The organism is Leifsonia naganoensis (assembly GCF_013410615.1).
GTDB classification, from domain to species: domain Bacteria; phylum Actinomycetota; class Actinomycetes; order Actinomycetales; family Microbacteriaceae; genus Leifsonia; species Leifsonia aquatica.
Genome location: NZ_JACCHJ010000001.1, coordinates 3,016,859 through 3,036,011 on the forward strand (window position 1 = coordinate 3,016,859; position 19,153 = coordinate 3,036,011).

The 19,153-nt window shown below is 71.1% G+C and carries 17 protein-coding genes; 12 read left to right on the forward strand and 5 right to left on the reverse strand.

The window, feature by feature from the left end; genetic code table 11:
• Positions 1-18 precede the first annotated feature (18 nt).
• Positions 19-1,461, forward strand: a complete 1,443-nt coding sequence (locus HNR14_RS14550) for a glycoside hydrolase family 5 protein (RefSeq protein WP_179701599.1) — start codon at positions 19-21, stop codon at positions 1,459-1,461.
• A 17-nt stretch (positions 1,462-1,478) separates the two neighbouring features.
• On the forward strand, positions 1,479-2,708 hold the full coding sequence (locus HNR14_RS14555) for an ROK family transcriptional regulator (protein ID WP_179701600.1): 1,230 nt from the start codon (positions 1,479-1,481) through the stop codon (positions 2,706-2,708).
• Positions 2,709-2,721: 13 nt separating this feature from the next.
• On the opposite strand, the gene HNR14_RS14560 is transcribed toward HNR14_RS14555, so the two are convergent.
• On the reverse strand, positions 2,722-3,660 hold the full coding sequence (locus HNR14_RS14560; RefSeq protein ID WP_179701601.1) for an AsnC family transcriptional regulator: 939 nt from the start codon (positions 3,658-3,660) through the stop codon (positions 2,722-2,724).
• 225 nt (positions 3,661-3,885) lie between these two features.
• On the opposite strand from HNR14_RS14560, the gene HNR14_RS14565 reads away from it, so the two are divergent.
• The 5 genes from HNR14_RS14565 to HNR14_RS14585 are packed head-to-tail and all read left to right on the forward strand — an operon-like array spanning position 3,886 to position 10,605.
• On the forward strand, positions 3,886-5,232 hold the full coding sequence (locus tag HNR14_RS14565; protein ID WP_179701602.1) for an MFS transporter: 1,347 nt from the start codon (positions 3,886-3,888) through the stop codon (positions 5,230-5,232).
• Positions 5,233-5,235: 3 nt separating this feature from the next.
• Positions 5,236-6,909 carry an amidohydrolase gene (locus tag HNR14_RS14570; RefSeq protein WP_179701603.1) on the forward strand — a complete coding sequence of 558 codons (1,674 nt, stop codon included), beginning with the start codon at positions 5,236-5,238 and terminating at the stop codon, positions 6,907-6,909.
• Positions 6,910-6,935: 26 nt separating this feature from the next.
• Positions 6,936-8,555 carry a thiamine pyrophosphate-binding protein gene (locus HNR14_RS14575; protein ID WP_179701604.1) on the forward strand — a complete coding sequence of 540 codons (1,620 nt, stop codon included), beginning with the start codon at positions 6,936-6,938 and terminating at the stop codon, positions 8,553-8,555.
• 57 nt (positions 8,556-8,612) lie between these two features.
• On the forward strand, positions 8,613-9,623 hold the full coding sequence (gene speB / locus HNR14_RS14580) for an agmatinase (protein WP_179701605.1): 1,011 nt from the start codon (positions 8,613-8,615) through the stop codon (positions 9,621-9,623).
• Positions 9,616-10,605 carry a C-terminal binding protein gene (locus HNR14_RS14585; protein ID WP_179701606.1) on the forward strand — a complete coding sequence of 330 codons (990 nt, stop codon included), beginning with the start codon at positions 9,616-9,618 and terminating at the stop codon, positions 10,603-10,605. The genes speB and HNR14_RS14585 overlap by 8 nt, the downstream gene beginning before the upstream one ends.
• 57 nt (positions 10,606-10,662) lie before the next feature.
• Here HNR14_RS14585 and HNR14_RS14590 read toward each other — a convergent pair whose 3' ends face one another.
• Positions 10,663-11,223: a DUF4352 domain-containing protein gene (locus HNR14_RS14590; protein WP_179701607.1), complete on the reverse strand. Its 561-nt coding sequence runs from the start codon at positions 11,221-11,223 to the stop codon at positions 10,663-10,665.
• Between the two features lie 173 nt (positions 11,224-11,396).
• Between HNR14_RS14590 and HNR14_RS14595 the strand changes: the two genes are divergently transcribed.
• Both HNR14_RS14595 and HNR14_RS21400 read left to right on the forward strand, forming a co-directional pair.
• A complete protein-coding gene (locus tag HNR14_RS14595) occupies positions 11,397-12,665 on the forward strand; it encodes a sensor histidine kinase (RefSeq protein WP_179701608.1) in 1,269 nt (422 codons plus the stop codon).
• A gap of 38 nt (positions 12,666-12,703) precedes the next feature.
• Entirely contained in the window at positions 12,704-13,357 is a 654-nt protein-coding gene (locus HNR14_RS21400; protein WP_179701609.1) for a response regulator, read from the forward strand.
• Positions 13,358-13,395: 38 nt separating this feature from the next.
• Here HNR14_RS21400 and HNR14_RS14605 read toward each other — a convergent pair whose 3' ends face one another.
• Positions 13,396-14,307, reverse strand: coding sequence for a DUF2510 domain-containing protein (locus HNR14_RS14605; RefSeq protein WP_179701610.1), 912 nt, complete (start codon positions 14,305-14,307; stop codon positions 13,396-13,398).
• A gap of 53 nt (positions 14,308-14,360) precedes the next feature.
• Positions 14,361-15,032, reverse strand: coding sequence for an MmpS family transport accessory protein (locus tag HNR14_RS14610; RefSeq protein WP_179701611.1), 672 nt, complete (start codon positions 15,030-15,032; stop codon positions 14,361-14,363).
• 205 nt (positions 15,033-15,237) lie between these two features.
• Between HNR14_RS14610 and HNR14_RS14615 the strand changes: the two genes are divergently transcribed.
• Positions 15,238-15,432, forward strand: coding sequence for a hypothetical protein (locus tag HNR14_RS14615; RefSeq protein WP_179701612.1), 195 nt, complete (start codon positions 15,238-15,240; stop codon positions 15,430-15,432).
• A gap of 112 nt (positions 15,433-15,544) precedes the next feature.
• A complete protein-coding gene (locus tag HNR14_RS14620) occupies positions 15,545-15,712 on the forward strand; it encodes a hypothetical protein (RefSeq protein WP_021765686.1) in 168 nt (55 codons plus the stop codon).
• A 33-nt stretch (positions 15,713-15,745) separates the two neighbouring features.
• On the opposite strand, the gene HNR14_RS14625 is transcribed toward HNR14_RS14620, so the two are convergent.
• A complete protein-coding gene (locus HNR14_RS14625) occupies positions 15,746-18,100 on the reverse strand; it encodes an arylsulfatase (protein WP_179701613.1) in 2,355 nt (784 codons plus the stop codon).
• Positions 18,101-18,307: 207 nt separating this feature from the next.
• On the opposite strand from HNR14_RS14625, the gene HNR14_RS14630 reads away from it, so the two are divergent.
• Positions 18,308-19,081, forward strand: a complete 774-nt coding sequence (locus HNR14_RS14630) for an SDR family oxidoreductase (protein WP_179701614.1) — start codon at positions 18,308-18,310, stop codon at positions 19,079-19,081.
• The last annotated feature ends 72 nt before the right edge of the window (positions 19,082-19,153 follow it).

A 19,153-nucleotide genomic window follows, 5' to 3' on the forward strand; every position in this document is an offset into this window, starting at 1 on the left:
CAACCCGTGAGGAACACCATGAACACTCCCGCCCGCCGTCAGCCCGTCGGATTCGTGCGCGCCGAGGGGACGCAGCTGTTCGACGACGACGGCCCGCTGCTGCTGCGCGGTGTCGGGCTCGGCAACTGGCTGCTCGCCGAGGGGTACATGTGGCGCTTCGGCGACGAGATGTCGTCCCCGCGGCAGATCGAACGGCGGATCGCCGAACTGGTCGGTCCCGAGCGCGCCGACGACTTCTGGCGGCGCTTCCGGGACACGTTCGTGACCGAGCGCGACTTCGAGTTGATCGCGGAGCTGGGGTTCGACCATGTGCGCCTGCCGATCAACGCGCGCGGGGTCATGGACGACGACGGGAACCTGATCGAGAGCGGCTTCGAGCTGATCGAGCGCGCGGTCGGGTGGAGCGAGCGCCACGGTCTGCGCATCCTGCTGGACCTGCACGGCGCTCCGGGCGGCCAGACCGGCACCAACATCGACGACTCCCCGAACGGGCTCCCGGAGCTGTTCATGTCGCCGCGGTACCGGTCGCAGACGGTCGAGCTGTGGCGTGAGCTCGCACGGCGCTACCGCGACCGGGAGGCCGTGCTCGGCTACGACCTGCTCAACGAGCCGCTGCCGAACGAGTGGCAGCATCGCTACAACGACGAGCTGGTCGCGGTGTACCGGGAGCTGACGGCGGCGATCCGCGAGATCGACGACCGTCACCTCCTGATGTACGAGGGCAGCCACTGGGCGACCAACCCCGAGCCGGTGCGGATGCGCTTCGACGACAACCAGGCGGTGCAGTTCCACCGCTACTGGTGCGCGCCTGACGAGACGAGCATCGCCGACTTCCTGCAGCTGCGGGACGAGCTGGGCGCCCCCATCTACATGGGCGAGGGCGGCGAGAACACGCCGGGCTGGATCTACGCGGCGACGCAGCTCTACGAGCGGCACGGCATCGGCTGGAACTTCTGGCCGTGGAAGAAGCTCGACACGCTGACCTCACCGTTGTCGGTGCGGCCGCCGGAGGGATGGGACCTCATCGCGGATCCGTCGGGGCAGCCCGACGCCGACCAGGCGGAGCGCATCCTCGAGGAGTTCCTGGCCGCCGTGCCCGCCGACCGCTGCGACGTGCGCACCCCTGTGCTGGACGCCCTCTTCGCCCGCCCCGAGCTGCACCTGCCGGCGTGGACAGGCGTGCGTGATGCCGCCGAGACGCCGATCGTCCAGCTCACGCCCGCCGCCGTCCCCGAGGGGATCTGGCACCACACGGCGGGCCGGCCGTACGCCTCCGACGAGTACGTCCCGGTCGAGCTCGGTCCGGGATCGCGCCTGACGTTCGGCTTCTCGTCGCAGCCCGCAGCGTGGAGCATCGACGCCGACCTCCCGCACGCGCTGACCGCAAGCTGGGAGAGCGGAGCCCTGACCCTCGCCGCGGACGAGCGGGTGCTGGTGCGCCGACTCGAGGTGAGCGTGTGACGGGCTATCGTCGAACCATGAGCGCACAGGTCCGGCCGGACGGCCCCGCCCCCCGGGAGTCGGCGACCGTCACGACCCTGCGCCAGCAGAATCGCGCCGCGGCCCTGCGGTTCGTCCTGCAGGAGGGGGAGACGACGCGCGCCGATCTCGCCCGGCGCTGCGGGTTCTCCTCCGCGTCGGCCGCGAACATCACCGCCGAGCTCATCGAGGACGGCCTGATCGCGGAGGTCGGCTCCGTCGCCTCCCGCGGCGGTCGCCCGATCTCCGTCATCGCCCCGCGTGCCGACGGCGCCTACGCCATCGGGGTGGACGTCGGTGAGCGCGGGGTCGCCGTCGAGCTGTTCGATCTCTCGCTGGCGATGGTGGATCGCGAGTTCCGCGGCGGCCGCAGCGAGGAGTCCTACGACGACATCCACCGTGACCTGACGGATGCCGTCGCCGCGTTGCGCGATCGCAACCGGGAGCGCTGGCCGCGTGTGCTCGGCATCGGGCTCGGCCTGCCGGGCGTGGTGGAGACCGAGTCCGACGGCTCGCAGGTGCTGTACGCGCAGAGTCTGGGCTGGGATCCGCGCCCGATCCCGCTGGATCTCGACCCCGATCTGCCGGTCTTCGCCGAGAACGGCGCCAAGACCCAGGCGCGAGCCGAGCTCTGGTACGGAGCAGCCCGCGGTATCGATCACGCCGTCGTCGCCCTGCTGGGCCGCGGTGTCGGGCTCGGCATCATCAGCGACGGCCAGCTCGCGCACGGCGCCTTCAGCAGCGCGGGCGAGTGGGGTCACACCAAGATCCACGCCGGCGGCGCGCTCTGCCGGTGCGGCCAGCGCGGCTGCGTGGAGGCCTACCTCGGGGCCAACGCCATCCTGGGCTCCTGGCACGAGCATGGCGGGTCGTTCGACGGCAGCGGGTGGCAGGCCATCGGCGCGCTCCTCGCCGCCGCGGAGACCGACCCGGCGGCCGGAGGCGTGGTCGATGAGGCGATCGAGACTCTCGGCGCCGCGCTCGGCAGCGTCGTGAACCTCACGAACCCGCAGCGCATCGTGATCGGCGGCTGGGTCGGGATGCGGCTCATGGAGCACCACCTGGAGCGGATCGGCGACGCCGTGCGGCGCAACTGCCTGGAGCGGCTGGGCACCCAGTTCGAGATCGTCCCGGCGACGTTCGGCGGCGACACGGTGGCTCTCGGCTCCGCGCTCATGCCGATCATGGCGCTGATCGACACACCGCGCGTCTCGTTGTTCGCGGTCTGAGGGGGATTGCCTACTACCCCCGCACAATCCGCCCCAGCGTCCGCGTGTAGTCCTCCTTGATGATGTCGAGGTGCGCCCACGTCTCGAGCGAGCCGACCTCGGGCAGCGCCCGCAGATCCTCGATCACCGACAGCACCCCGGTGCGCGTCGTGCCGACGATGGTGGCGATGACGTCGTAGGCGCCGTGGGCGTCCGCGGCGAGGTCGACCGCGCGCGCGTCGACGAGGTAGCGGTGCACGGGCGTGGCCGAGCCGCGCAGGCCGATGCCGACGCCGACGGCGACGCGGTTGCGGGAGAGGCCGCCGGCGTCGATGGCGGCGATGCGGATGACGCCGGCGTCCAGGAGGCGACGCACGCGCGCCCGAGCTGACGAGGGGGACAAGCGCACCTTGTCGGCGAGCTCGCGGTAGCTGGCGCGGCCGTCATCCTGCAGCACGGCGATGAGGTCGTGGTCGAGTCGATCCAGCTTCACGGAGGTGACGGAGGCGGCGGTGATGAACTCCTTGAGCAGCGCGTCGTAGGTGCTGACGCGCAGGCCGCGGACGCCGGGAATCTCGCGGATGGCGGAGAGCGTGGCGTGCAGCTCGTCGAGGTCGCCGTGGCGGGACTCGAAGACGACGGGGGAGGAGCCGCCGACCAGCGAAACAAAGACCGTGTCGGGGAGGTCGGCGAGCTGCTCGGCGACGGGGCGGGCGCGGCCGTCGACGGCGACGAGACCATGAATCAACACGTTGAGGCCGGCGAAACCGGGGTCCAGGGCGGCGACGACGCGGAGGCCATCCCTCCCGATGAGGGTGCCGAGGCGGCGGGAGACGAGGTCGCGGGAGACACCGAGGGTGCGGGCGAGCTCGTGGATGCTGGCCCGGCCGTCCGCCTGCAGGGCGCGGACGAGGCTGCTGTCGAGGGCGTCGGTGTCACGCTCGGGGACGGTTCGGTCGGGACGGATCGGCACATCCGCAGAATACCCGGAAACGCCCGGCGACGACCGCAGATCGATGGCACACGACAAGGGCAGCGGACGAATCGCGATAGTTTTGTCCTCATCCCCTGACAAATCGACGGCGCACAGCCGCGCCCGACGCCGAACTGCGCTTGCGCATCCTCGGCGACGGGATGAGACTTCACGTCGAAACGAGCACGACAATCGAACAAGGCAATACGAGCAAAGGAGCTTTGTGTGTCTGTAACCGCAACGCAACCCCCAGGGCATGCCCGTGCGTTGAAGGCCGGCCTGGCGTCCGTCGTCGGCACGACCATCGAGTGGTACGACTTCTACGTCTACGCGACGGCCGCGGCCATCGTGTTCCCCCAGGTGTTCTTCCCGGAGGTCAACCACGCGCTCGGCACGCTCGCGTCGTTCGGAACGTACGCGGTGGCGTACTTCATGCGACCGCTGGGCGGGATCATCTTCGGCCACATCGGCGACAAGCTCGGCCGCAAGCGCGCCCTCACGATCACCCTCTTCATCATGGGCATCGCGACGGTGCTGGTCGGCTGCCTGCCGGGCTACAACACGATCGGGATCATGGCGCCGATCCTCCTGATCATCCTCCGCGTCGCCCAGGGCCTCGCGGTCGGCGGCGAGTGGGGCGGCGCGAGCCTGATGTCGGTCGAGAGCGCACCGCCGAAGTTCAAGAACTTCTACGGCGGCTTCACGCAGCTGGGCAACCCGCTCGGCGCACTGATGGCCTCCGGCGCGTTCTGGATCCTCGCGGGGATGGGCGACGACGTCCTGCTGACCTGGGGCTGGCGCATCCCGTTCCTGTTCAGCATCGTGCTGATCGGCGTGGGCATCTGGGTGCGCTACCGCGTGGAGGAGACACCAGTCTTCGAGGAGAAGATCGAGGGACACACGCAGTCCACCCCGATCCTGTTCGCGCTGCGCAACAACTGGCTGGCCATCATCCTCGGCTTCTGCATCATCGCCATGTCGTCCGGCGGCTACGTGATCGCCACGGTCTTCGTGCAGAACTTCGCGACCAGCCCGGAGGTCGGCCTCGACGCGAGCGTCATCCTCGGCGCCATGACGGTCGCCTCCTTCATCGAGGCGCTGGTCACGCTGCCGCTGGCCCTGCTCGGCGACAAGTGGGGCGGCAAGCGGGTCATCATGCTTGGATCGCTGCTCTCGTTCATCGCCGTGATCCCGCTGGTGCTGGTCATCCAGAACCACCAGGTGACGCTGATCTACATCTTCGTCAGCGTGATCCGCATCACCCTGAGCGGCGCGTGGGCCCCGCTGTCGACGGTGATGACGCAGATGTTCCGGCCGCAGGCGCGCTACACGTCGATGTCGCTCTCCTACGGGATCGGCGCCGCGGTCTGGGGCGGCCTGTCCCCGGCCATCGCGACCGGCCTGATCGCCATCACCGGAACCTTCTGGTCCGCGATCTGGTTCTTCGGCGCCCTCGCGCTGATCGCCATCGTCGGCACCTGGTTCGCGCCGCAGCATTCCGACTCCGCGCCGGCGACGGGTTCGTTCAACCCGCGCCTCGACACCACGGCCATCAAGACCACAAGGATCTGACCCATGCGACACCTCGCCACCTACGACGCCCGCGACTCCACCCCCACCATCGTCACGGCCGACGTCATCCTCACCATCGACGACGACAACCCGCACGCGGAGGCCCTGCTCACCGCGGGCGGCACCATCCTCGCGGTCGGCACGCTCGCCGAGGTCGAGGAGCAGGCGCGCGAGGCGGGGATCGAGCCGCAGCGCGCCGACTTTCCGGGGGCGACCATCGTCCCGGGCTTCATCGACGCGCACGCGCACCCCCTGATGTATGGGCAGCTGCTCACCTGGGTGGACGTCAGCCCCGCCAAGGCGGCGTCCATCCCGGAGATCGTTGAGCTGATGCGGGAGGGCGCCCAGCGGCTGCCCGCCGGCGTCCCGCTCCGCGGCTACGGCTACGAGCAGCGCAACCTGGCCGAGCGGCGCCACCCCACGAAGGAGGAGCTCGACCGGATCGCGACCGACCGCGAGGTGTACATCATGAACGCCTCCGGCCACGGGGGAGTGGTCAACAGCTTCACCCTCGCGAAGTACGGCATCACCCGCGACTCCCCGAACCCCGAGGGCGGCGAGTTCTTCCGGGATGCGGACGGCGAGCTCACGGGCGAGCTCTCCGACGCGGCCTGCAACGTGCTCACCGGCCTGCACGGCGTGAAGATCGGCCACCACGGCCCGAACTTCCACCTCGGCGACGAGCCGGCCGAGCACCAGCGCCAGCTCGACATCGCGCAGCGCGAGTTCCTGTCGGCGGGCGTGACCGCGCTCGGCGACGCGCAGGTCTCGAAGCGGGAGTTCGCGGCCTACCTGGCCATGGCCGACCGCGGCGAGCTCTCGGTGCGCGTCTCGATGTATTTCCTCTCCCACCTGCTCGACCAGGTCATCGACCTCGGGCTCACCGGCCCGTTCGGCAACGCCTTTCTCTCGGTCGCGGGCATCAAGCTCTACGCCGACGGCACGCTCGGCGGATGGACGGCCTACTTCCCCGAGGGCTACGTCGGCGACCCGTGCCGCACCGGCCAGCTCTACCACGAGCCCGCCGAGTACGCGGGGCTGGTGACCAAGGCGCACGCCGCCGGGCTGCAGACCGCGACGCACGCACAGTCGCCGACCGCGATCGCGATGGTGGTGGATGCGGTGGAGCAGGTGCTCACCGAGCGCCCCGACGCCGACGCGCGCCACCGGATCGAGCACTGCGGCCTCCCCGCGGTCGAGGAGATCCAGCGGATGGCGCGCCTGGGCATCCGCCCGGTGAACCAGACGCAGCACTACTACAACTGGGGCGAGGGCGTGGAGCAGGCCATCGGCACCCCCGGCGAGCGGTTCAACCCGCTCGGCGAGTTCATCGAGGCCGGTGTGCCGGTGACGATCTCGTCGGACGCGCCGGTCGCCGAGCCGCGTCCGCTGGAGGCGATCCAGGCCGCCGTGACCCGCGTCACGCGGCGCGGGCACAAGCTCGGCCCGGACTCACTGCGCATCAGCGCGGATCAGGCCCTCCGGGCGCACACGCTGGAGGGTGCGATCACCCTCGGCCGCGAGAACGAGCTCGGCTCCCTCGCCGCCGGCAAGCGCGCCGACTTCGTCGTGCTGGGCGCGAACCCGCTGACGGTGGAGGCGGAGACGATCGCCACCATCCCGGTCCACGAGACCTGGGTGGACGGCACGTCCCGCTTCGCCGCCGCCGCCAACTGACCCCGACTCGCAAAGGACGCACAGGCATGGAGACACGCGCCGCACGCACGACCGGATGGGTGCTCATCGAGACCCTGCGCAACTACGGCGTCGACACGGTGTTCGGCATCCCGGGCACCCACAACCTCGAGTTCTACCGGCCGCTGACCGCTCTCGGGGTGCATCCCGTGACCACGCGGCACGAGCAGGGCGCGGGATACGCGGCTGACGGCTGGTCGCTGCAGACCGGCAAGCCGGGCGTCGTCATCACCACGAGCGGCCCCGGGCTGCTCAACGCGCTCTCGGCCGCCGGGACGGCGTACTGCGAGTCGCGGCCGATGATCCTGCTCTCCCCGGGCCCGGCCCGCGGGCGCGAGTTCGCCGACGTGGGCACGCTGCACGAGACGAAGGACCAGCTGGGCGCCGCCTCCGCGATCGTCGAGTGGGGGCGCCGGGTGCAGTCGGCCGAGGAGGCCGTGCAAGCCGTCCACGACGCGTTCGCGCTGTTCGCCACCGGGCGACCGCGTCCCGTCTACATCGAGGTGCCGCTGGACCTGCTGGAGGAGGAGACGGAGCTGCCGGCCGAGTCGCTCGCGGCTCGCGCTCCTGCGCCTGCGACGACGCCCGATGCGGTCGCGGTCGCCGAGGCCGCGCGGCTGCTGGCCGGCGCGACCGATCCGGTGATCCTCGCGGGCGGCGGCTCCCGTGGCGCGACGGACGAACTGCGTGCCCTCGCCGAGCGCCTGGGCGCGCCGGTCGTCACGACGCTGAACGCCAAGGGCGTGCTCGACGAGCGGCACCCGCTCTCCCTCGGCTCCAACCTCCGGCTGGCCGCCGCCCGCAACCGGGCTCGGGATGCGGACGTGCTGCTGGTCGTCGGCTCCAAGCTGGGCGAGGCCGAGCTCTGGGTGGAGGCGCTGGGGGCCCGCGGGCACGTCATCCGCATCGACCGGGTCGCGTCGCAGCTCGACAAGAACCAGGCGGCGGAGGTGGGGATCGTCGCGGACGCGCCGGTCGCGCTCGCCGCGATCGTGGCGGCTCTGGGGGATGCGGCGGCCGCCGACGAACCGCAGCGCGATGCCCGCGTGCCGGAGACACTGGAGGCCGTGGCCGCCGAGTGCGCCGAGCTCTCCGCCATCAACACAGCCCTCGCCGACGCCATCGCTGCGGCCCTCCCGGACGACGCCATCGTCACGACCGACTCGTCGCAGATCGCCTACTGGGGTCTGCTGAACCGCCTCCAGGTCGCGACGCCGAACTCCACGCCGTACATGGCGACCTACGCGACGCTCGGCTACGGCCTCCCCGCCGCGATCGGCTCGCGGGTCGCGCGGCCCGACCGCCCGGTGTTCGCGGTGGTCGGCGACGGCGCGCTGATGTTCTCGCTGCAGGAGTTCATCACCGTCGTCGAGCAGCGGCTCGACGTGACCGTGATCGTCGTCGACAACGGCGGCTACGCGGAGATCAAGCAGAACGAGGTGGATGCGGACATCGCCCCGATCGCGGTCGACCTGGTGCAGCCCGACTGGGCGGCCGTCGCGGACGCGTTCGGCGGCACGGGGCACCGCGTCGGCACAGCAGCCGAGCTTGCCGAGGCGGTGACGGCCGCGGGCGCTGCGGGCGGCCTGCACGTCGTCCACCTCCCGCAGTCCACCTTCACGAGCTGACGCGCACCGAATCGACGCGCACCGAACCGACCCACGGAACAGGCACGAGGAACCACCATGACCACACCTCCCATCGGCCCCGCCGACGCATCGAAGACCCCGCGCTACGCCGGGCTCTCCACCTTCGCCCGGCTGCCGCGCCTCGAAGACGTGCCGGCCGTCGACCTCGCCGTGGTCGGCATCCCCTTCGACACCGGCGTCAGCTACCGCCCGGGCGCCCGCTTCGGTCCGGAGCACGTGCGCGCCGCCAGCCGCCTGCTGCGCCCGTACAACCCGGCGCAGGACTTCTCGGCGTGGGAGGCCGTACAGGTCGCCGACGCCGGTGACATCGCGGTGAACCCGTTCCACATCGACGAGGCCGTGCGCCAGATCGCGGAGGCGGCGAGCGAGCTGGGCGGCCGCGTGCAGCGCATCCTGACCATCGGCGGCGACCACACCATCGCCTACCCGCTGCTCAAGGCGATCAGCGAGAAGCACGGGCCGGTCGCGGTGCTGCACTTCGACGCGCACCTCGACACCTGGGACACCTACTTCGACGAGCCGATCACGCACGGCACGCCCTTCCGGCGGGCGTCGGAGGAGGGGTTCCTCGACCGCACCGCGTCCGTGCACGTCGGCACCCGCGGCCCGCTCTACAGCAAGCAGGACCTCGAGGACGACGAGCGCCTCGGCTTCTCGATCGTGTCGAGCGAGTACATCGAGGAGAACGGCATCCCGGCCGCCCTCGACCGCATCCGCCGCCGCGTCGGCGACCGGCCGCTCTATATCTCCATCGACATCGACGTGCTCGACCCCGCGCACGCGCCCGGCACCGGGACCCCGGAGGCCGGCGGCCTGACCAGCCGCGAGCTGCTGCGCCTGCTCCGCGGCCTGACCGACCTGAACATCGTCGGCGCCGACGTCGTGGAGGTCGCGCCCGCCTACGACCACGCCCAGGTCACCGGGATCGCCGCGTCGCACGTCGCGTACGAGCTGATGACCGCGATGGCGCAGGTGATCGTGCGGGAGGGCAGCGCTCACCCGCGCGGCGTCGACGGTGCCTCCAGCGAAGCCGGCGCCGATGACTGACGCCGCCCGCCGCCCCGTCGCCGTCTACACGGACGTCGAGGACACCGATCCCGCGCCCGGCATCGCGCTGCTCGAGGCGCACGGCTTCGAGGTGCGCGTGCTCGGCACCCGCGACCCGGCCGCGATCATCGCGGGCGCGCAGGATGCCGATGCGCTGCTTCCCGGGTACGCCGCCATCTCCCGCGAGGTGATCGCCGCCCTCCCGCGACTGAAGGTCATCGCGCTCATGTCGATGGGCTTCGACTACGTGGATGTGGAGGCCGCCACCGAGCACGGCGTCTGGGTGACGAACGTGCCCGGAGCCGCGACCGAGGAGGTCGCGACCCACGCGCTCGCCCTGCTGCTCGCGAGCGCGCGGCAGCTCCCCTTCTACACGGCCTCGGCCACGCCGGAGCGCTGGAACGAGCGTGCTCCCGAGGCACCTCCGCGTCTCAGCGAGCGGACCCTCGGCATCGTCGGCCTCGGCAAGATCGGCCGGGAGTTCGCCCGGCTGGCCGGCCCGCTGTTCGGCCGCGTGCTCGGCTACGACCCGATGCTGCCCGAGACCCCCGAGGTGACGGCCGACCTCCAGCGCCTCGGGATCGAGCGGGCGAGCCTGGACGACGTGCGCCGCGCCTCCGACGCCCTCACCCTGCACGTGCCGCTGACCCCCGAGACCGCGCGGATGGTGGACGCCGCGTTCCTCGCCGACATGCCGGCCGGCGCCATCCTGGTCAACGTCTCCCGCGGTGGCCTCATCGACAACGAGGCCCTCGTCGACGCGCTCGACAGCGGCCGCCTCTCGGGTGCTTCCCTCGACGTCCTCGACGAGGAGCCGCCGCCGCCCGGTCATCCGCTGGTCGGCCGCGACGACGTCGTGCTGACCCCCCACATCGCCTACTTCTCGCGCTTCACCGAGATCGAGTACGTGCGCGTGCAGGCGCAGAACGCGGTGAGCGCGGTCGTGGCGGGAGCGCCGGAGGCGGCGGTGAACAGGGTCTGAGGCGCAGAACGCGGCGGCGGACGGTTCGGGTTCCGTCCGCCGCCGCAATCCCCCCCCTCAGCCGAGGGTGATCGTCTTGCCCTTTGAGAAGGCGTTGTCGCTGACCTGGATGCTCGCTGGGGCGGTCCCGGCGGGGACGTCGAAGAGGATCGGGCCCTGGATGGCGTTGCCCGGGTTGATGCCGGCGACCCACGCGTTCTGGTCGGGGCTCGCGTACAGGGTCGCGCTCGCGTCGGCGTCGTAGGTCTTGCCGGCCGCGTCGACGAGCTTCACGTAGTTGACGATGAAGGTCGCGGAGCTGTTGCCCGTGTTCGCGATCTTCAGGTCGACCTGCAGGAACGTGCCCTGGGCGGTCGCCGTCAGCGGCGAGGTGCCAGCGGTGGCGCCGATGTCCTGCACGCCGAGCGCGGTGTACTCGAAGGAGCCGACCGTGAGCGGGGTGTTCAGGCCGGGCGCGGCGGGCGCGGCAGGAGCTGAAGGTGCCGCGGACGCGGAGCTGCCGGTCGTCGCCCCGCCCCCCGCGGTGCCGCCCGCGGTCGTCCCGGCGCTGCAGCCGGTGAGGGCGAGGCCCGCGGCGATCGCGGTCGCGGCGGTGACGAGGGTGATACGACGGAACATGGGAGTGCCTCCTGGTGAGTTCGTGGGGCCGGGTTTCGGCTTCCACCAGCACACCGCGAGGAGGCCGGGCCGCGGCACCACGGATCGGTCGTACCTGACCGCACGAAAGGAGGGGGCCCGCCCCTCCGAAAGGCGGTACAGGGGTCGCGGGGTTCGCCCATACGATCGTGGACATGAGCGTCACCTCTCCCACACCGAGCGCGTCGGCACCGCCGGCCACGACGGTGCCGTCGCGTGCCCGCCGGGCGGGGGCGCTGGTGGGATCGATCGCCATCGCCCTGCTGTGCGCCCTGCTGGCGCTGTCGGCGGGCGGCATCCACGGTGCGGGCACCTCCACGTTCCCGGAGCCCGTCAAGCTCCTCGCCACCATCGGGACCTTCGTCATGATCGGCGTCTCCGTGATGCTCGTGTGGCGGCACCGCTACCCCGTCTTCGTGGCCCTGCTCGCCATCGGTGTGACGCTGGCCTTCCCCACGTCGCCGGTCGCGGTGCTCGTGAGCGTGGCGGCGGTGACGGCCGTGACGACCGGGTGGCGGCAGTGGGCGTTCGTCGCCGGCACGTACCTGGCCGTCCTCGTGGCGCTCAGCTGGGACGTCATGACGCACGCATCGCTGCTCGCGGGTTTCGTCGGCGACCCGCCGGAAGGTACACCGGCGCGGCTCGCGTTGTTCTGGGTGGCCCCGATCCTGGCGGCGGTGGCGGTCGTGCCGTTCGCCGCGTTCGGGATGACGCGCCGGCTGCGCGCGGAACGGGACGCCGCAACACGCGGGACGGCCGTCGCCAATCGCAACGTCGCCGTGCTCCACCGGGAGGTCGAGCGCGAGCGGGAACGGCAGGAGCTCGCGCGCGAGCTCCACGACACGCTCGCTGCGCAGCTCAGCTCCCTCTCCCTCCACGCGGGCGCGCTCGAGCTGACCGTCGGCGGCTCGGACGAGAAGGCCGCCGCGGCGGCCCGCGCCGTGCGGGAGACCGCGCAGAACTCGCTCGACGAGCTGCGCAACGTCGTGCATGTGCTCCGCAATCCCGCCGCCGCAGGGGTCGACCACGGGTTGGCCGATCTGGCGGCGCTGGTGGACGACGCGCTCCGCGACGGTGTCGACGTGCGCGCGCAGCTGCTCGTCAGCGACATCGCTTCGTGCGACCCGCGGGTCGCACACGCCTGCTACCGGATCGTGCAGGAGGCCCTCTCGAACGTGCGACGTCATGCTCCCGGGACGGCCCTGAGCGTGGAGGTCCGCGGTGACCCGGCGAACGGGGTGTCCGTCGCCACCGCGAACTGGCTCGCGCCCGGCGCCGCCCCGACCTCCGTCGGCGGCGGGCACGGGCTGAGCGGGATGAGCGAGCGGGTCGCGCTCGTCGGCGGGTCGTTCCGGGCGGGTGCGACGCCGGAGGGGACGTTCGCGATCGTGGCGTGGTTGCCCTGGTCGCCCCCGCGCAGGTGACAGCCCGAGCGGTGGCCGGGCATCGATAGACTCCCAGGGTGAACGACCCCCGCATCCGTGTGCTCGTCGTCGACGACGACCCGATGGCGGCGGCCGGGATCACCGCGGTGCTCGGCGCCTCCACCGACATCGATGTCGTCGGGCGATGTGCTGACGGCGACGAGGTGGCGGCGGCCGTCGCGGCGCACCACCCGGATGTGGTCCTCTGCGACGTGCGGATGCCGCGGATGGACGGTGTGGCGGTGGTCAGGGCCCTGGGCGGCTCCACCCCGCGCTTCCTCATGATGACGGCCTTCGACGAGGACGGCCGGGTGCTGGACGCGGTCTCCGCGGGAGCGTCCGGCTTCATGCTGAAGGACGAGGACCCGCAGCGCATCATCGACGCGGTCCGCCAGGTCGCCGCAGGTGACGCGGCCTTCTCGCCGCGCGCCGCACGGCAACTGTCGATGTGGGTCCGGGACTCGCGCGGCACGGAGGCGCGTCGCGACGCCGCCGCGAAGATGGAGCAGCTCACGACGCGCGAACGCGAGTTCGCGATCGCCGTGACCGATGGCGCGTCCGACGCCGACATCGCGCAGAGGTTCTTCGTGGCGGAGACGACCGTCAAGTCCACGCTCGCCGTCATCCGCGGCAAGTGGGGCGTGCGCACCCGGACGGAGCTCGCAGTCGTCGTCGCCCGCTCCGGAGCCTGAGCCTCGGCGCGTGATCCGCCGGGGCCCGACCTCCGGAGTCAGCGGAGCGTGACCGTCGCGCCGTCGCCGCCCCACCAGCTCGTGATGAGCTTCACCCGATCCAGGGTCGCACCGGCAGGAACATCGAAGAACACCGTGCAGTCGACCGAGAGGCCCGGGTTCACGGTGCTGAAGTAGTCATCGTCGCCGAAACTGGCCAGGCCGCTCTCCGCCTCGTAGCGTGCGTTGCCGATGTAGCCGAAGACATCGGACGCGGACAGGTTCTGCGGCTGGGTGCTGCCGTTCGCGACGACGAAGTCGATCCGGCAGAACTGACCCTTCGGAGCGACGTCGCCGAACACGTCCTCCTGGGCTCCGAGTCCGCACTCCACACCGGTCACGGTGAACGAGACGCCGGAGCGGCTGGTCACGGCCTGCCCGAGTCCGGGGAGGGCGGGAACCGTCGGGGTCGGGCCGGCGGACGGGGTCGCCGGGGGTGCGCTGGCGGTCGGCGACGCGGTCGGCGTGCTGCTCGGGACCGCGGCGGCTTCGGGGGACGACGGCGCGCCGGCGGGCAGCAGAGCGAACGACCCGAGACCCACGACCAGGGAGAACAGCCATCCGATGCCCGCGACGACGATTGCGGAGATCGAGCTCCCGCGGCCGGCTCGACGTCTCACGAGGGCACGGATCGCGAGGATCAGGGCGGGAACGAACGCCAGCCAGGCGAACCAGGCGGCGAACGGGAGGACGCCGAGGACGAAGCCGACGATCGCCAGGACGAGGGCCAGGACGGCCGGGGTGGCGTCGCGATTCGCGGGGGCCGGCGTGTCCGGGGCGGATGGCGCCGCGGCGACCTCGACGGTGCGGGGAGCCGGCGCGCGATTCACGGTCCAGGCGGTGCCGTCCCAATAGCGCAGCTGTCCCGGGTACTCCGGATCGGGATACCAGTCGGCGGGTGCGTTCGTCATCATCGTGCGGGACGGGCTCTCACCGGCAGACACCGGCGAGAGCCCGCAACGAGCTACTCGCCGTCGGTGCCCGTGGCGAGGCAGCTGACGACGGCGTACTGCCCGGTCGCCGACTGCTCAGCGACGACCTTGCCGGCGACGGTGAGCTTGCAGGCGAGGTCGCCGCCATCCATTCCGGCCGTCGCGACGACGCTGAAGCTGCTGAAGTCGAAGGTGCCGCCCTTCTTGACGGTGATCGACTTCGTCCACGGCAGGGCCTGAGCCGACGCGGTCTCGGACTTGGACGCGCCGTCCGAGTACGTCGAGTAGGTGATGTTGCTGTCGGTGCTGGTGCCCGTGACCTCGTAGACGACCTCCACCGGCTGCGACGCGACGACGTCGTCCTTCTTGATCTGCTCCTTGATCGAGTCGTTGACCGCCGACGCGAACGCGGCCGTGTAGACGATCGAGAGGATGATCGACAGGATGATCGCGACGCCCGAGAGGATCGTGCCCGTGAGGGCCGTGCCCTTCTTCTTGTTCTTCTGCACCAGGGCGACGATGCCGAGGATGAGGCCGATCAGGCCGAGCACCCAGGCGCCGTAGTTCAGGAACGGGATGAACGCGCCGATCAGCGCCAGGATGCCCAGGATCAGCGCGGCGATGCCGAGGCCGTTGCCGGACTTCTCCGGGGCGGGCGCGGCGTACTGCTGGTCGGGTGCAGGGGGCGGAGGGATGGTGCTCATTCTGGTGTTCCTTTGCAGATTCGGATTCACTGCAGAGGCATAGGCTCCCCACAGCCTTCTCAGACTCTCAGAATCGGGACCTGCTCCTCCAACCCCCGAAGAAGGGGTGCCGGTCGGTTTTCGTCACCGCCGCGATCTTCCGACAACCGTCCTGGCCCTGCCCCTCCCTCCGGGTGCAGGATCGGACCAACGGAAGGAGCGGCACATGGACATGTCGAACACGGGCGGCGTCGAGTATCCGGATGAGGCGGGGTACCCCGACGGCGAGGGGACGCTCGACGAGGGGACCGGCGCGTTCCGCGAGGGGGACGCGGTGAGCGGCGTCGAGGTGGAGGTCGAGGAGCCGCAGGGCATCGACCAGCTCGACGAGTTCGACGCGGCCGACGCGCGGGACGAGTGACCGCGAGGCTGCGCATCACCCGCTGATCGTGCAGGGCCGCTAGTAAGTGGGCGCCCCCGGACGTACGCTCGCAGCAGCCCGGGCCACTGCGTCCGGGACTCTGGAGGTCACCATGGTGGCAACGATCGTCATTCTGCTCGTGGTGTGGGCCATCCTCGCCGTCGTCGGCTTCGCCATCAAGGGGCTGGTCTGGCTGGCGATCATCGGGATCATCCTGTTCGTCGGGACGATCGTGTTCGGGTTCGTGCGACGGGCGGCCTCGAAGAACAAGTCCGCGTAGAGCGCGCCCTCGGGGCCGCCCGTCGCCTCCCGGCTACTGGTGGCGCATCGCGGCCGCCAGCCACTCCTCGGGATCGAGGAGGTGGCTGTGGTCGTCGAGCCCGAGATCGATCTGGGCCCAGTCGATGGTGCCGGTGAAGGTGCCGTGCGGGGTGGTGTAGCCCTCGTACGCGGGCATGCCGGTGTCGGTTCCGACGTCCAGGCCCTCGTCGAACGAGAAGTACATCGGGTGGGTGCGCTTCACCTCGGCGGTGCCCGCGGCGTCGCCGTCGATGTAGAGCGTCACCGTGCCGCCGCGGCCGATGCCGCCGCCCGCGTACGCGAACTCGGCGCGCACCTGGTGCGTGCCGGCGCCGACGGGCTTCTCCGAGAGGGCGGTGCTGCGGATGAGGCCGCAGAAGTTGTAGTGGAACCCGAGCTTGCCTCCCTCCGCGAAGAAGGACCAGCCTCCCGTGCGACCGCCCTGCGCCAGGATCGCCCCGTCCACCTCACCGCTGTCGGGCACGACGATCTGCGCGGTCGCCGACCAGGACCGGTTCTTCACGTTGATCGCCACGTTCTCGTTCAGGCGCACCATGCCGGGGTAGAGCCGGAGCGAGGTGCCGGAGACGAGCGTTGGGCGACCGGCGAACTCGGGGTTCATCCGCTGGGCCGCGCGGTCGTCCATCGGGATGACGTTGTAGCGGGTCGCCTCGATGAGGAAGAGCTGCTGCAGCTCGGCGAGCTTCTCGGGGTTCGACTTCGCCAGGTTGTTCGATTGCGTCCAGTCGACGGTCGTGTCGTAGAGCTCCCACACGTCGTCCGAGAAGTCGGGGGCGGCGCTGACGACGTCCCACGGGGTGCGGTGGCGCGTCTGCGCGGTCCACCCCTGGTGGTAGATGCCGCGGTTGCCCATGATCTCGAAGTACTGGGTGAGGTGCCGCTCGTCGGCCGCCGCGTCGTCGAAGGTGTACGTCATCGAGACGCCGTGCATCGGCACCTGGGTGACGCCGTTGACGGTGTGCGGCTGCGCGAGCCCGGCGAGCTCCAGGATGGTCGGGGCGATGTCGATCACGTGGTGCCACTGGTTGCGCACCTCGCCGCGGGCGGCGATGCGGTTCGGCCAGTGCACGATCGTGCCGTTGCGGGTGCCGCCGTAGTGGCTGGCGACCTGCTTGGTCCACTGGTACGGCGTGCACATGGCGTGCGCCCAGCCGACGGCGTAGTGGTTGTACGCCTCCGGGCCGCCGATCTTGTCCAGGTTGTCCTGCCAGAACTCGACGGTCTCGTACTCGGCGCCGCCGTTGGCCGCGGTGGAGAGCATGAACGCGCCCTCGAGGCCGCCCTCGGCGGAGGCGCCGTTGTCGCCGATGATGTAGATCACCAGGGTGTCGTCCAGCATCCCGAGACCCTCGATGGCGTCGATGACGCGGCCGGTGTGGTGGTCGGCGTACTCCAGGAACGCGCCGTACACCTCCATCTGGTGCGACAGGATGGGGCGGCGCTCGGCCGGGACGTCGTCCCACGCCGGGATGCCCTCCGAGCGCTCGGTCAGCTCGGCGTCGGCGGGCACGATGCCCAGCTCCTTCTGCCGGGCGAAGGTCTCCTCGCGGAGCGCGTCCCAGCCCTGGTCGTACTTGCCCTTGTGCTTGGCGATCCACTCCCGGGGCACGTGGTGCGGCGCGTGCGTGGCGCCGGGCGCGAAGTAGACGAAGAACGGCTTGTCGGGCGTGAGCGCCTTCTGCTGGTTGATGTACTCGATGGTCTTGTCGGCCAGGTCGGGCATCAGGTGGTAGTCGGGGTCGTCCGGCGGCTCGATGAGCGAGACGCCGTCGACCAGGGCGGGCGTCCACTGGTTGGTCTCGCCGCCGATGAACCCGTAGAACTTCTCGAAGCCGCTGAACGCGGGCCAGTGGTCGAAGGGCCCGGTCGGTCCGCTCTCCCACACCGGCACCTCGTGGCACTTGCCGAACTGCGCCGTGTTGTACCCGGCCTGCCGGAGGATCTCGGGCAGGGGGACGCACGAGTTCGGCCGCGTCGACCGGTAGCCGGGCGCGGGCGTCGCGGTCTCCGTGATCTGGCCCATGCCGACCTGGTGGTGGTTGCGGCCGCTCAGGAGGGCAGCACGGGTGGGCGAGCAGATGGCGGTGGTGTGGAAGCGGCTGTACCGCAGCCCCGCGCCCGCCATGCGTTCCGCCGTCGGCATGGGGACCGGACCGCCGAACGCGCTCGACGCTCCGAACCCGACGTCGTCGAGCAGCACGAGGAGCACGTTGGGCGCCTGCTTCGGCGGCCGCTTCACCTCGATCGGATCGCGCTTGACGTCGAGCTTCTTCTCGTCCACCGTGATCGGCCCCACATAGGCCTGATCGGGCGTCGGAAGGACGGACCCGGGCAACACCTCTGACATGCTTCACCCCTCGCTCGCGGAATGATCGTGCCCGTGCGGCGCGACCTGACCGCTGTGCTGGCGAGCCTGCCATGGCTCCGACGGGCACGGCAATGCTCGACACGGGCGCGAACTTGTGGCATACGACGGCCTGGATGGGCGGGCTGATGTCGGCCTCCACTCGATCACCTCTGGTGCGCAGGGCCACGCGCACGCCATAGTCGCGACGTGGACCTTCATCTCACAGGAAAATCCGCCGTCGTCACCGGAGCGAGCCGGGGGATCGGTCTCGCGACCGCCCGCGCCCTGCTCGCCGAAGGTGCGACCGTCGTCGGCGTCGCCCGCAGCGCGACCGACGAGACCACCGCGCTCGCCGCGGACCCGCGGTTCCGCTTCGTCGCGGCCGACCTCTCCGACCCCGCGCAGATCGACCGGTTGCGCGACGCGGTCGGCGACCGCGTCGACGTGCTCGTCAACAACGTCGGCTCGGCCCCTCCCCGTCCCGGCGGCTTCGCCTCCATCACCGACGACGACTGGGTGCGCACCTACGAGCTGAACGCGCTCGCGGGCGTCCGGGTGACGCGCGCGCTCCTGGACCTGTTGCCGGAGGGGGCGGCGATCGTCACCATCGCGAGCGAGAACTCGATGCTCGCGGATCCGCTCGTGATGGACTACAGCGCCGCGAAGGCTGCGGCCCTGAGCTTCTCGAAGTCGCTGTCGAAGGAGCTGGGCCCGCGCGGCATCCGCGTCAACTCGATCAGCCCGGGACCGGTGGCGACCGCCTTGTGGTTGGGGGATGGCGGGGTGGCGCAGACGGTGTCCGCGGCCGGCGGAGGCTCGCCCGACGAGGTGCGGCACGGTGCGGAGCAGGCGATGGTGACGGGGCGGTTCACCACTCCGGAGGAGGTCGCGGCGCTGGTGACGATGCTCGCGAGCCCGCTGCTCGGCAACCTGACCGGTGCCGATGTCGTGATCGACGGGGGGATGCGGCAGACCATGTGACCGTCCGGCCGCGCTGCCGTGTTCCCGCATTTCCAGGATACCGGAGGGGTGGGGCCTTGCGGCAAGGGCCCC

Coding starts and splice junctions, on each gene's coding strand:
- HNR14_RS14550 (WP_179701599.1), top strand. CDS start 19: ATGAACACTCCCGCCCGCCGTCAGCCCGTCGGATTCGTGCGCGCCGAG.
- HNR14_RS14555 (WP_179701600.1), top strand. CDS start 1,479: ATGAGCGCACAGGTCCGGCCGGACGGCCCCGCCCCCCGGGAGTCGGCG.
- HNR14_RS14570 (WP_179701603.1), top strand. CDS start 5,236: ATGCGACACCTCGCCACCTACGACGCCCGCGACTCCACCCCCACCATC.
- HNR14_RS14575 (WP_179701604.1), top strand. CDS start 6,936: ATGGAGACACGCGCCGCACGCACGACCGGATGGGTGCTCATCGAGACC.
- speB (WP_179701605.1), top strand. CDS start 8,613: ATGACCACACCTCCCATCGGCCCCGCCGACGCATCGAAGACCCCGCGC.
- HNR14_RS14585 (WP_179701606.1), top strand. CDS start 9,616: ATGACTGACGCCGCCCGCCGCCCCGTCGCCGTCTACACGGACGTCGAG.
- HNR14_RS14590 (WP_179701607.1), bottom strand. CDS start 11,223: ATGTTCCGTCGTATCACCCTCGTCACCGCCGCGACCGCGATCGCCGCG.
- HNR14_RS14595 (WP_179701608.1), top strand. CDS start 11,397: ATGAGCGTCACCTCTCCCACACCGAGCGCGTCGGCACCGCCGGCCACG.
- HNR14_RS14605 (WP_179701610.1), bottom strand. CDS start 14,307: ATGACGAACGCACCCGCCGACTGGTATCCCGATCCGGAGTACCCGGGA.
- HNR14_RS14610 (WP_179701611.1), bottom strand. CDS start 15,032: ATGAGCACCATCCCTCCGCCCCCTGCACCCGACCAGCAGTACGCCGCG.
- HNR14_RS14615 (WP_179701612.1), top strand. CDS start 15,238: ATGGACATGTCGAACACGGGCGGCGTCGAGTATCCGGATGAGGCGGGG.
- HNR14_RS14620 (WP_021765686.1), top strand. CDS start 15,545: ATGGTGGCAACGATCGTCATTCTGCTCGTGGTGTGGGCCATCCTCGCC.
- HNR14_RS14625 (WP_179701613.1), bottom strand. CDS start 18,100: ATGTCAGAGGTGTTGCCCGGGTCCGTCCTTCCGACGCCCGATCAGGCC.